This window comes from Limosilactobacillus rudii (genome assembly GCF_014145455.1).
Taxonomy (GTDB): Bacteria; Bacillota; Bacilli; order Lactobacillales; family Lactobacillaceae; genus Limosilactobacillus; species Limosilactobacillus rudii.
Genome location: NZ_JACIVB010000017.1, coordinates 161772 through 174172 on the forward strand (window position 1 = coordinate 161772; position 12401 = coordinate 174172).

Below are 12401 nucleotides of genomic sequence, written 5' to 3' on the forward strand. Positions count from 1 at the left end.
TTTTAGTAACGGAATTATGGTATAATTTAGGTTCGAGTTTTAATAACGAATTAAAAATAACTGTTTTGTGATCCGTGAATCTAAGAGAAAGAAGAGGACATTTATAATGTGTGGGATTGTTGCATTTGTTGATAATGAAAAACCACAAATTAAAGATCAATTAATCAAAAAGATGAAAGATCGGATTATTCACCGGGGCCCAGATGCTGAAGGACAATATGTAGATGATGATGTTGCTCTTGGCTTCCGTCGGCTAAGCTTTATTGATGTAAAGTCAGGAAACCAGCCAATTTTTAATGAGGATAGCTCAAAGGCAATTGAATTTAACGGTGAAATTTACAATTTTGAAGAACTACGGGAAGAATTGATCAGCAAGGGGCATACCTTTAGTACTCATGCCGATACCGAGGTAATCTTGCACGGATATGAAGAATGGGGCAAGCAAGTAGTTAATAAGCTTCGTGGGATGTTTGCCTTCATCATTTGGGATTTTAAGACCAAGGAAATGTTTGGTGCTAGAGACCACTTCGGAATCAAGCCACTATACTACGCTAAGATGAATGGGACATTTTTTGTTGGCTCTGAAATCAAGGCTTTCCTTGACCATCCTAATTTTGAAAAAGAATTAAATAAGGAAGCCTTAAAGCCATACATGACTTTCCAGTACCCAGTTACCCAGGAGACTTTCTTTAAGGGCGTTTACCGTCTTCCTGAGGCACACTACTTTACTTACAAAGATGGCAAATTTGAAATGGAACAGTACTGGGACGAAGATTTTGCACCAGAAAATGAAAGTTTCGATGAAGCTGTTAATAAAATTGATGATGTAGTGAAAAACTCAGTTAAGGCACACACTTATGCAGATAATGGAATTAAGGTTGGTTCATTCCTATCTGCAGGGGTTGACTCAAGTCTAGTAACTGCTTTGATGCGGCCAAACAATACGTTCTCAATTGGTTTTGATAGTACTTACGACGAAACTAAACAGGCCCGTGAATTAGCTGCTAAGATGGACTTGAAAAATACTGATGAAAAGCTAACAAATGAGGAAGCATTTCACGCGTTCCCATTGATTCAATACTACTTAGATGAACCAGATTCAAACCCATCAGTAGTTCCGCTATACTTCCTAAACAAGTTAGCGAAGGACAATGGCTATAAAGCTCTTCTTTCTGGTGAAGGAGCCGATGAACTTTTTGCTGGATACATTGACTATGGTTTCAATACAAAAGTTAAGTTTATTCGTTGGGTTACTGACCAGTTAAAGAAGATGCCGCGTGAACGGCGCTACAAGTTTGCAGAATGGTTAAAGGGCAAGCATTTCCACGGTCAAGAGCACATGTACCGTAATCTGGCTCCAGCTCGTGATACTTTCATTGGTCAAGCTTATATCTTTAGTCCAGATGAAGCTGCTGACTATTTGAAACCGGAATTTAATTGTGGCCCAACAATTGCTGATATCCTCAACCCATTATTTGACAAGATGGAAGATAAAGATATCGATGAAGTTGCTAAAAAACAATACATTGACTTACATCGTTTCATGCCTGGTGATATTTGTCTAAAGGCAGATAAGATGAGTATGGCAAACTCAGTTGAGATCCGGGTACCATTGCTTGATAAAGAAGTAATGAAGGTTGCTGAAACAACGCCAACTAAGTACCTCTTTAACTACAAAGATACAAAGTGGGCATTCCGGATGGCGGCTAACCGTCACTTACCAGAAGAATGGGCTACTCGTCCTAAGATGGGCTTCCCAACACCGGTTCGTGCTTGGCTTCGTGAAAAGAAGTATTACCAAGAAGTACGGGACTTGTTTGAACAGGATTTTGTTAAAGAATTCTTTGATCAAGAAAAATTACTCAAGCTTGCTGACGATAACTTTGAAGGTAAGGTTGATGGTCGACGGAAGATTTGGACAATCTACACGTTCTTAACATGGTACAAGTTGTACTTTATTGATAACTTCCAACCTGACGAATCATCAATTGATAAAGCTAAGCAAGAAGCATAATTAAATAGCGAAAAGGAGGCTGGAGAGGAGCTTTAGACTCTTCAATGCCTCCTTTTTATTTGAATAGTATTTCTTAGTTTGTTTTTGGAATATAATATAAAACAGATTGAAATTAAGGAGAAATGTTTGCAAAATGGAATTGCATATTACACCGGCTTTAGCATTATTGCGCGAGCACCATTTACTGGACCATGTTAGTAATTTAACCGATTTTACTGCAACTAGCGTGTCGTACGATTCACGAAAGGTACAACCAGGAACGTTATTTTTTTGCAAAGGCAATTTTCAACCTCAATATTTAGCATCAGCTAGAGAAAATGGGGCAATTGCATATGTTGCAGAGAAAGAACATCCTGAAGGTGGAGATATTCCGGCAATTATTGTAAGGGATGAACAAAAAGCGATGGCATTACTTGGTGCCGCGTTTTATGGATATCCGCAAAATGATTTATTCATTATTGCAATTACCGGTACAAAGGGAAAAACAACAACTGCATACTTTGCAGACCACATCCTAGCTAAAAGTACTGATAAACATATTGCATTATTCTCAACACTTGATCGGGTCCTTGGTAACCAGCCAGGTGACAAATTTAAGTCTGATTTAACAACGCCAGAATCGCTGGACCTCTTTCATGATATGCGGGTGGCCGTTAATAATGGGATGACGCACCTAGTAATGGAAGTGTCGTCACAGGCGTATAAAAAGAACCGGATATACGGCTTAAAATACAATGTAGGAATTTTCCTTAATATTTCCCCAGACCATATCGGTCGTAATGAACATCCAACATTTGCTGATTATTTACATTGTAAAGAGCAGCTGCTAGTAAATTCAGAGATTTGTTTGATTAATGCAGAAACGGCTAATTTCACGGATGTCTATTACACAGCTAAAGCAACTACTCAACCGGAAAATATTTATTTATTTGCACGAAGAGGAGCAAAGGTGAAACTACCAGCAGGGGTTGAAGTAGACTTTGAATACCGAAATGATTTAGAAGATTTACACGAGAGTGAATTTGAACTAGCAGCATTAACTGATAGGGCAAAGAAACTACAATTGGATAATCGTTATACTACTAGTGTTCCTGGTGACTACAATGAAGGAAACGCGGTGGCCGCAATTATTGCAAGTGGTTTAGCAGGAGCGAAGACTGCAGACGCAGTAGCAACATTAGATCACGTACACATTCGCGGACGGATGGAAATGATAAATAGTCAGCACCATGGAACTATTTATGTTGATTATGCCCATAACTATGCTAGCCTTAAGCGTTTGTTAGCCTTTTTAAAGCGCCAAACAAATGCTGGTAAAGTAACAGTTGTCTTAGGTGCTACCGGTGACAAGGGGATTTCTCGTCGCTCTGGATTTGGAAAGGCTTTGACGGAAGAACAACCAGATGAAGTTATTTTGACAACTGATGATCCAGGATATGAGGATCCGATGAAAATTGCCCGGGAAATAGATTCATATATTGATCATGATAAGGTAAGCAATATTCAATTTGAAATGGATAGGGAAACAGCAATAAAAATGGCAATTGACGAAAGCCAAAATGATGATATTGTAGTCCTTGCAGGAAAAGGTGAGGATCCATATCAGAAAATTAAGGGTCAAGACACACCTTATCCAACTGATGTAAAAATTGCTCAAGACTATATTGATCAGCTTGAAAAATAAAGGAAAGAGGAGTGGAATTTAAAATGAGCGAGCAACCTTTTGTTCCATTGATTCTTGGAAGTGATTTTAATGCATATGGAATGGCACGTTCAATGTATGAAAAATACGGAATTAAATCACAACTATATGCACGGCAACCGTTAGCTCCTACCCGGTACTCAAAAATTGTCGAATTACATTATAATGAAAATTTGCAATCACCAGAAGTATTTACAAAGGTCCTAATTGAGGCAGCTGAAGAATTCGCTAAGCAAGGGAAAAAGACTGTATTGATTAGTTGTGGTGACGATTATACTGAATTAGTTGCGAAGAATCGGAAAGAATTATCTCAGCATATGTATTGTCCCTACGCCGATTATGACGAAGTAGCTACCTTGACTGATAAGGAAAAATTCTATAACGTCTGTGAAGAATATGGTCTCCCTTATCCTAAGACTGATATTCTAAAACCGGATCTTGATTATAAGCATTATAAGTCACCATTCGATTTCCCGATTGCGCTTAAAGCGGCCGATGCCGTCCAGTGGCACAAAGGAAACTTTGAAGGGTATGAAAAAGCATATATTATTAAGACTCCGGAACGGTTGGCAAAAGTTCTTGAAATTATTTATGAACACAGTCCTTATAAAGGTGATTTAGTATTACAGGAGTTCATCCCAGGTGATGATAGTAATATGCGAACAATTAATTGCTATGTTGATAAAGATCATAAAGTAAAGATGATGTGCCTTGGCCATCCGTTGCTTGAAGATTGTAATCCGGCGAATGTTGGTAACTATGTTGCAATTATGCCAGCCTATGACCAGCAGATTTATGATAATATCAAGAATTTTCTCGAGAGTGTTGAATTTACCGGTTTTGTTAACTTTGACTTAAAGTATGACCGACGTGATAAGCAATTTAAGGTGTTCGATCTTAATCCGCGACAAGGGCGAAGCAGTTTCTTTGTATCATTAAACGGTTATCAGCTTGCTACGTTCCCGGTTGAAGATTATGTATTTGATAATCTCAAGGATCAAGAGACAATTTATGGAAATAAAAACGAGGACCAGTATAAGCTATGGCTAGGCGTTTCAAAGAAGACATTCTTGCAATACGCTAAGGATAATGAGATTAAGCAACAGGCTGAAAAGCTTATTAAGGAAGGTCGCTATGGAACCACATTCCACTATGATAAGGATATGAACCTCATGCGGTGGATAATGGAACAACGGATTAACCACAATTACCAGAAGAACTTTGAAAAGTACTTTATTGAAAAGAAATAATTAGGATTTTATATTTGCTGGTGTAGGTAAATATGAAAATTGTGTTTTATTTATTATAAAAAACTTTCCAGCTTCCGCTACTAGTTGTATGATTAATACTAGTTAAGTAAAGAAATTGAGGAATTAAAATGAAATCATTTCGTGAAGCGATGAGTTGGATTGTTCCCATTATAATTGGGTTAATAATCGCATTAGTAATTAAACAGTTCTTTTTCCAGATTGTTCGAGTAGACGGGCCATCGATGCAGCCAAATTTACAAAATAATGAACGAGTATTTTGTTTAAAGACCGCTAAAATCCACCATGGAAGCGTAATTGTATTTGACGCTAATGGTGTTGATCCGCAGGTGTCAGTAAAGACCGACTACGTCAAGCGGGTTATTGGCCTTCCTGGTGATACTGTTAGTTCAAAGAATGGTAATATTTATGTTAATGGCAAGAAGATTAATCAGGATTACATTAGCAAGAGCCAGCGGACAACAGGTACTGGAGATTGGACCTTACGGAGTGTTTCGGTTCAGAATAGTTGGTTAAAACACAGTGGTGCGACGAAGGTACCAAAGGGTGAGTACTTTGTTCTTGGTGATCACCGGAGCGTTTCTAACGATGGGCGTTATTGGGGATTTGTTCCTAAGAGTAAAGTCGATGGTGTTGTAAAGGTTCCATCGTGGGCTGGTACAAAGACAACTCGTGAAAACGTCAATAAAGAATGGCAACACTTTTACGCTAAATAACAAAAAGGATAGTAGCAGAAACGAGAGATGCTACTATCCTTTTTAATATCCTAAATAGTATGGGGAATCCAGATTTTGAATTTGTTCGATGTATTGGGCGAAGAAAGGCAATGTATAGTCCACATATCCATATCCACTAGGGTAAACAAGGTGCCGTTCTATTGCTCGTCGTCGGTATTGGGAAACAAAAACTTTATTTTTATTCATAATTTTACTTATTTCTATTAATTTATGGTGACCATTTACAGCAATTAAGTATTGGCGGTCTAGCTCAGATAGGCCCACAAATATTTTTTGATAAGCATTTTCAAATAAAAGAGTTTGATAAAGTGGGGTAACCGTATCGATTAGAGTTGAATTAAAGGGCTGATTATTCATCTTTTCAAAGATCAAGAAACCGAGTAGCTGAAATGCATAGGAGTATCCAAGAGTCATTTTTGCTAACTTGCCAGCTTCTTCCAAAGAACAATTGAAGACTTGCATATAGTTAATAGAAATATCTGCAACACTAAGGGGAACCATGTTGATTTTTTCGGAGCGCAATAGGAATGTTAATTTCTCGTTATTTTGAATATCAAGAATTAAATCGGGTAAACCAGTCATAATTACCAAAATAGGATAACTTTTTCTTTTTAGTGCATTGAAAACCTGAGCAAAATCGCGGATGGGTTTTGAATTTGTTACTTCATCAATTGTTATCACTACATACTTGTGCTGTTTTTTTATGTGAATCATAAGGTGGTCTAACATTTGATCTACATTAGGAGCCTCTGTATCACGACTAATGCCAATCCCACCAAGTGAAATTGATTTGATACTATCGAAAATCTGAGTTGCCTTGGGTTTACTTAAGTCATATAGTTGACGAGCAAGACTAGTAAGTATTCCCTCCTTGTTTAATAAATCGATTGTGTAACAGTTAGGGTCATTTTGAAAGTTCCTACTGACACGGGTTAAAAAAGCTATTTTTCCTGAACCACGAACACCGGTAATAAAAAATGATCGAGCGAAGGGACTGTTTTGAATAAGAGTGGTTAATTTACTAACCTGTTGATCCTTATCTAAAAATAAAGCAGGAACATCGCCAAAAGTTGGGTTGAACGGATTATTTTTCATGTTATTCTCCTTTTAAACCTTTTTACCATAATTGAGATTTAATAAAAGTAATCGTTTTCTTGATATAATAGAATATAAGAAGGGCGGTAATAGTAATGGCAATGGGAACATACGAGCAAGTAATCAAGAAGTTAGATCAGTTGGAAATTAAATATGGAATGGTTGATCATCCCGCAGCCGAAACAACCGAAGAAGCGGATAAGTATATTGAAGGACGCGAGGGTGTACGGACGAAGACAATGTTTCTGAAAGGAAAAAAGAAGCATTTTTATCTTGTAATTTTAGATGATAAAAAACCAATGAACTTTAAGGAGTTTGAAGAACTGACGGGTGCTAAGCGAGTATCGATGGCGCGTCCTGATGATTTAAAGGAGCAATTAGGTTCGGTTGCTGGCGTCGTTTCGCCATTTGGCTTGATGAATAATGAAGCCCACAATGTTCAAGTTTACTTTGATAAAGAAATGTTGGATGAAGATCCAATCCTAACTTTTCACCCGAATGTAAATACGCATACAATTTTTATCAAGACGACTGATTTAATGAAGTTTATTAAGGAGCAGGGGTATGAACCAAAAATAATTGATTTAAAGTAATTGTTTACAATCAAAAAAGTGGATTGGGAATATTTAGATTATTCTCATCCACCTTTTTTAGTTAAAGATTATGCTTTTTCTTTGAGGCATAGCGAACCATGATTAAAACGAGTAGTACTGCAGCAGCAACTAATACCCAGTAGGCATTTCTAGTACCAATAGTAGTAGGAAGATCTGCTTTAGAATGACTTGCCTGTTGAGAAAAAGTGACAATTGCTGAAGTGATTGACGTCCCAACTGCGCCGGCAAATTGTTGAACTGTATCAAGGATCGCATTTCCTTGTGGTTGTGATTGTTTGTCAATGACGCTAAGAGTGTCGGTCATAGTATTTCCCATTGTCGTCCCTATAGCTCCCATCCTAGACTAAGAAACTGGATTAGGAAAAAGGCTAAAATGATGAGGCTGTCTATTGATAAGAAAAATTGCTATTATTATGAGAAGAAACTTAAGCCAGGGTGATTTAAAGAGTAGAAGGAAGAGATTATTATGCTTAACTACCAAGCATTGAAAAAGAAGTTTGTTGAATCAGTTGATCTGCAGGCTGCCCAGGGAATGAAAAAATACATGCGTAATCAATTTGAATTTTATGGTTATCGCACAAAGCCACGAAAGGATATTTATCACCAAGGATTATTAGCAGCTAAAAAAACAAAACAAATTGACTGGCAACTATTAAATCAATGTTGGGATGATCAGTATCGTGAGATGCAGTATTTTGTTTGTGATTATCTGATTGCAATGAAAAAGTTTCTTCGCTATGAAGATATTATACGGATTGAAAATTATGTTCGGTCAAAACAATGGTGGGATACAATTGATACGCTAGTAAAACCTATTAGCTACTTGGGACTGCAGGACTCTAGAGTTGATGAATTAATGTTAAAGTGGTCTCAAGATGGTAATTTCTGGGTTCGACGGGTAGCGATTGAATATCAGTTATTACGGAAAGATAAAATGAATACTGATCTATTATCGCAAATTATAAAAAACAATCTAAATAGTAAGGAATTCTTTATTAATAAAGCAATCGGCTGGGCACTGAGAGACTATTCAAAGACTAATCCGCAATGGGTGGCTGATTTTATTGCTGCAAATAAAAAACAGCTTGCTACTCTATCAATTCGTGAGGGTAGTAAGTATTTAAAGTGATTAGACGGGGATGAAAAATGTTAGCTTTTAATCAAAATCTATCAAATAGAAATTTAATAAAAGGGAACCAACGTCCTGAATTGATTAATGGAATCCAAAATGGCATAAAGAAATGAATTGGCGTAATTTCAAGGCTTACTATTTTACATTCATCCCTAAAGTAGCGACAATGGTTTTATAGGTGGAACTTTGATCGTGAAAGGACGGATTAGAATGATTTTGGATGAAACAATTACATTAAATAGCGGTGTCGCGATTCCTAAGTTTGCGTTAGGGACTTGGTTGGTTGATGATAATAAAGTTACCGAAGCTGTTCGTAACGCAATCAAGATCGGTTATCGGCACATTGATACAGCGCAAGCCTATGGCAATGAACGCGGCGTTGGTGAAGGTGTTCGGACTGCCGATATTGATCGTGATCAAATTTTTGTAACGTCTAAGATTGCGGCAGAGCATAAGGACTATGATGTAACAAAGAAGTCCATTGATGAAACACTCAGAAAAATGGGACTTAATTACATTGACATGATGATTATTCATAGCCCGCAACCATGGAAAGAAGTCAACCAATCTGATAACCGCTACCTTGAAGGAAACTTGGCTGCTTGGCGAGCAATGGAAGACGCCGTTAGTGAAGGGAAAATTCGCACAATTGGGGTTTCTAATTTTAATGAGTCTGACTTGGAAAATATTATTAAAAATAGTGAAACGGTCCCAGCTGTTGATCAGGTTTTAGCACACATTGGTCATACGCCATTTAACTTGCTTAGTTTTGCCCGAAACTATAACATAGCGATTGAAGCCTATTCACCAGTTGCTCATGGAGCTGCTTTGGATAATCCAGTAATTACGAAAATGGCACAAAAGTACAATGTTTCAGTTCCACAATTATGTATTCGCTATGATTGGCAGTTAGGCATGATTGTGTTGCCTAAGACTGCTAATCCGCAACATATGAAAGAGAATGCAGAAATTGATTTTGAAATTTCAGAAGAAGATATGGATGAATTGAGAAGAGTAAAGCCGTTAGATTATGGGGATGCAGATGTCTTCCCTGTTTATGGCGGTAAAATGTAGGATAGTTAATGAGTATAAGTAAAAAGCTACTTCACCGATTGATGAAATAGCTTTTTTAATTGAGCTTACTTGCCAATTTTGCTATTCTAACCATTAGAATGGAGGATTAGCTGTGGTAGAGACATTAACTAAGCGAGTTTCGTTAGTCGAATTATTTTATGACCTAGTATTTGTTTACATGGTCTCGCGAGCAACTGAATTATTGCACCACTTACATAATGGAGTATTAAATTCTTCAACAATTGTTATTTTCATTCTAGTAATTGTGGTCTTTATCAATTCTTGGATGGTCCAGATGGTTTTTACTAATCGTTATGGGAAGTCGTCATGGACTAATATCATGTTTTCGTTTGTTGATATGGCAATCGTACTTTATATGTCCAATGCATTTACGGCAACCTTTGACCGACGATTAGAAACCTTTTTTATTGCGGCTGGGTTATTATCATTAACGCTTTGTTTGCAATATTTAATTACCTTTTTTCAAGTAAAAACGGAAATTGACAAGAAAATAGCGGTAGCATTCACTGGAATTTTAGGCTTTCGGACAATTGTTCTTCTAATTGGTGGTCTATTTTATAATTCAATTGGTATTACGATTGCTTTGGTCGGAATTATTATTAGTTGGATTACACCAGCTTTTACTGGAAAATACACTAAGCATCATCCAATAATCTTTTCTCATCTTCTTGAACGGTTAACAGCCTTAATAATCGTGATGTTTGGTGAAACAATCGTGGGAATTGCTGATTACTTTACCCAAGAAAGTTTATCGTTATCGTCAATTTTTATTTTTATGATTGTCGTTGGTCTTTTCTTTACTTATATTGTTGAGTTTGACCATTTGATTGACGAACACCGTCAGCAAGAAACGGGTAACCTACTAATTTATTTGCATTATTTTATTATTTTTGGCCTAAGCTTGGTTACCGTTGCACTAAAATTTATTAATGAGCCAGCAGCTAAAATGCCGTTTGCGATTAGCGTGCTTTACTTTGGAATTGGCTTATTTTACATTGGTTTGGCGATTGCTAATTATTATAATTACCCACATTTACAGGTAAATTGGTTAATAAGAATTAGCTTTATTTTGACTGTTTTGTTAGGATATGGTATCTCACTAAACATTGGTCAATTCAATGCTATTACGGTGATTGCTGCAATAGTGATCATCGTTAATGCAGGTGTTTTAGTTCAATTTTTAAACCAGCGAATGAGTTTACCATCATAGGTTGCTCGATAGTCAAAATTAATTAAGCGTAGTAATCAGAATTGAGGAAGAATAATGTTTCAACAGATGAAATATTTTATTGCTGTTGTGGAGCACCATAATTTCACGCGAGCAGCGCTGGACTGTAATATTTCCCAGTCCGCGATCTCACAACAAATTAAAGAACTTGAAAATACTGTTGGTGTTAAGTTACTTAATCGACAGGGGCGAAGTTTTACCCTTACGCCAGCCGGTGAACATTTCTATCGGCGGGCATTAGAGATTACTAGGGAAACGACAGAATTAATCGATGAAACAGTTAAAATTGCTAACCAGCAACAACAGTTTACCCTTCGTTTAGGTTATTTAATTGATTTTGGTGCGAAGGAATTTTTAAAAGCTGTTGCGGAGTTTTCGCAGAAGTATCCAGGTGTGAATGTCAAAATTAATAGTGGAACCCATGAACAACTCTTTCAGTTACTGAGGGAAGATCAGATTGACTTAAATTTCTCTGATCAACGACGGGCACTATCAAATGAATATCATAATGAATTTCTGATCAAAGCTGATTTTGTGGCAGTATTACCATCGAGCAGAATTATGAGTAAAGAGTACCTCACAACGACTGATTTGGCGAATTTACCATGTATTCTGGTAGTGGGATCAGTTCAAAAAGATGAGGAAGAGAAATACTATCGGGAAGTTCTCGGCATAAAAAGTCGGTTTCTAGTTGCAACCACAATTGATGAAGCCCAGATGATGGTAGTAGCTAACCAAGGGTATTTTGTGGTTAACAGCCGCACTAAAGACATCGTTAATCAGAGTATTGTTAAAACAGTACCACTGTATAATGGTGATACGTTACTTCGACAGAATTATTATGCTTATTGGAAAAATAATAATTCAGGATACTATGTTGAAAAATTTGCAGAGATATTAAAAAAACAATTCAAATAGTTATGGAGCGGGCTGAGGTATTGGCTCGCTTTGTTTGATATAAATGGCATCTAAAGTCCGGTAAAGCCGAACCTTAGATGCCTATTTGTGTTTTCTGTTACTTTTTTAATAAGTTTTACTTATGAATGCTATTCTGAATTGGAATTGGTTCTGGAAATGATCCTCGTTATCATATAGACAATCAGTAAAAACGAAAGAGGGAAGGATTGATAGTCATTATGACAGATAAGGAAGAAATTATTCATCTTTACCGTTTAGAGAACCAGGCGATGGTTAATCAAGATATTACAACGTTAAATCGAATTCTTGCTCCAACCATGCAACTCCAGCATATGACTGGCTATGTCCAACCTAAATTAGAATGGATTGACCAGATTCAAAATGGTGAAATGAAATACTATTCGTCACTGGAAGACAGTATTAAGGATATTAAGATTACTGACGATCGGGCTAGTTTGACCGGTCAAAATCAGGTTAAGGCTAGCATCTGGGGAAGTGCGATTGGGACATGGCGTTTACAGATGAAAATGGAATTTACAAAGATTGCTGGGCAATGGCTAATTGCTAATCAAATTGCTAGTACTTACTAGAGGAGGAA

At 37.0% G+C, this 12401-nt stretch carries 12 protein-coding genes; 10 read left to right on the forward strand and 2 right to left on the reverse strand.

The features are described from left to right. The first annotated feature begins 106 nt into the window (after positions 1–106). The 4 genes from asnB to lepB all read left to right on the forward strand — a co-directional run bounded on the left by asnB (position 107) and on the right by lepB (position 5700). On the forward strand, positions 107–2014 hold the full coding sequence (gene asnB / locus H5S39_RS00935) for an asparagine synthase (glutamine-hydrolyzing) (protein ID WP_182595211.1): 1908 nt from the start codon (positions 107–109) through the stop codon (positions 2012–2014). Between the two features lie 133 nt (positions 2015–2147). After that, on the forward strand, positions 2148–3698 hold the full coding sequence (locus tag H5S39_RS00940) for a UDP-N-acetylmuramoyl-L-alanyl-D-glutamate--2,6-diaminopimelate ligase (protein ID WP_182595212.1): 1551 nt from the start codon (positions 2148–2150) through the stop codon (positions 3696–3698). Positions 3699–3721: 23 nt separating this feature from the next. After that, the gene (locus tag H5S39_RS00945; protein ID WP_182595213.1) at positions 3722–4966 is read left to right on the forward strand and encodes a carboxylate--amine ligase; all 1245 of its coding nucleotides are present in this window, start codon (positions 3722–3724) and stop codon (positions 4964–4966) included. Between the two features lie 128 nt (positions 4967–5094). After that, entirely contained in the window at positions 5095–5700 is a 606-nt protein-coding gene (gene lepB, locus H5S39_RS00950) for a signal peptidase I (RefSeq protein ID WP_182595214.1), read from the forward strand. A gap of 42 nt (positions 5701–5742) precedes the next feature. On the opposite strand, the gene H5S39_RS00955 is transcribed toward lepB, so the two are convergent. After that, on the reverse strand, positions 5743–6816 hold the full coding sequence (locus tag H5S39_RS00955; RefSeq protein WP_182595215.1) for an ATP-binding protein: 1074 nt from the start codon (positions 6814–6816) through the stop codon (positions 5743–5745). Between the two features lie 95 nt (positions 6817–6911). On the opposite strand from H5S39_RS00955, the gene H5S39_RS00960 reads away from it, so the two are divergent. Next, entirely contained in the window at positions 6912–7409 is a 498-nt protein-coding gene (locus H5S39_RS00960) for a prolyl-tRNA synthetase associated domain-containing protein (protein WP_182595216.1), read from the forward strand. 61 nt (positions 7410–7470) lie between these two features. Here H5S39_RS00960 and H5S39_RS00965 read toward each other — a convergent pair whose 3' ends face one another. After that, positions 7471–7746, reverse strand: a complete 276-nt coding sequence (locus tag H5S39_RS00965; RefSeq protein WP_182595217.1) for a permease — start codon at positions 7744–7746, stop codon at positions 7471–7473. A 150-nt stretch (positions 7747–7896) separates the two neighbouring features. Here H5S39_RS00965 and H5S39_RS00970 point away from each other — a divergent pair, with 150 nt between their 5' ends. From H5S39_RS00970 to H5S39_RS00990, 5 genes are all read left to right on the forward strand, one after another. Next, positions 7897–8559 carry a DNA alkylation repair protein gene (locus H5S39_RS00970; RefSeq protein WP_182595218.1) on the forward strand — a complete coding sequence of 221 codons (663 nt, stop codon included), beginning with the start codon at positions 7897–7899 and terminating at the stop codon, positions 8557–8559. A gap of 213 nt (positions 8560–8772) precedes the next feature. Further along, a complete protein-coding gene (locus H5S39_RS00975; RefSeq protein ID WP_182595219.1) occupies positions 8773–9636 on the forward strand; it encodes an aldo/keto reductase in 864 nt (287 codons plus the stop codon). A 112-nt stretch (positions 9637–9748) separates the two neighbouring features. After that, entirely contained in the window at positions 9749–10867 is a 1119-nt protein-coding gene (locus H5S39_RS00980) for a low temperature requirement protein A (RefSeq protein WP_182595220.1), read from the forward strand. Between the two features lie 54 nt (positions 10868–10921). Beyond that, positions 10922–11803: a LysR family transcriptional regulator gene (locus H5S39_RS00985; protein ID WP_182595221.1), complete on the forward strand. Its 882-nt coding sequence runs from the start codon at positions 10922–10924 to the stop codon at positions 11801–11803. A gap of 218 nt (positions 11804–12021) precedes the next feature. Further along, on the forward strand, positions 12022–12393 hold the full coding sequence (locus H5S39_RS00990; RefSeq protein ID WP_182595222.1) for a nuclear transport factor 2 family protein: 372 nt from the start codon (positions 12022–12024) through the stop codon (positions 12391–12393). The last annotated feature ends 8 nt before the right edge of the window (positions 12394–12401 follow it).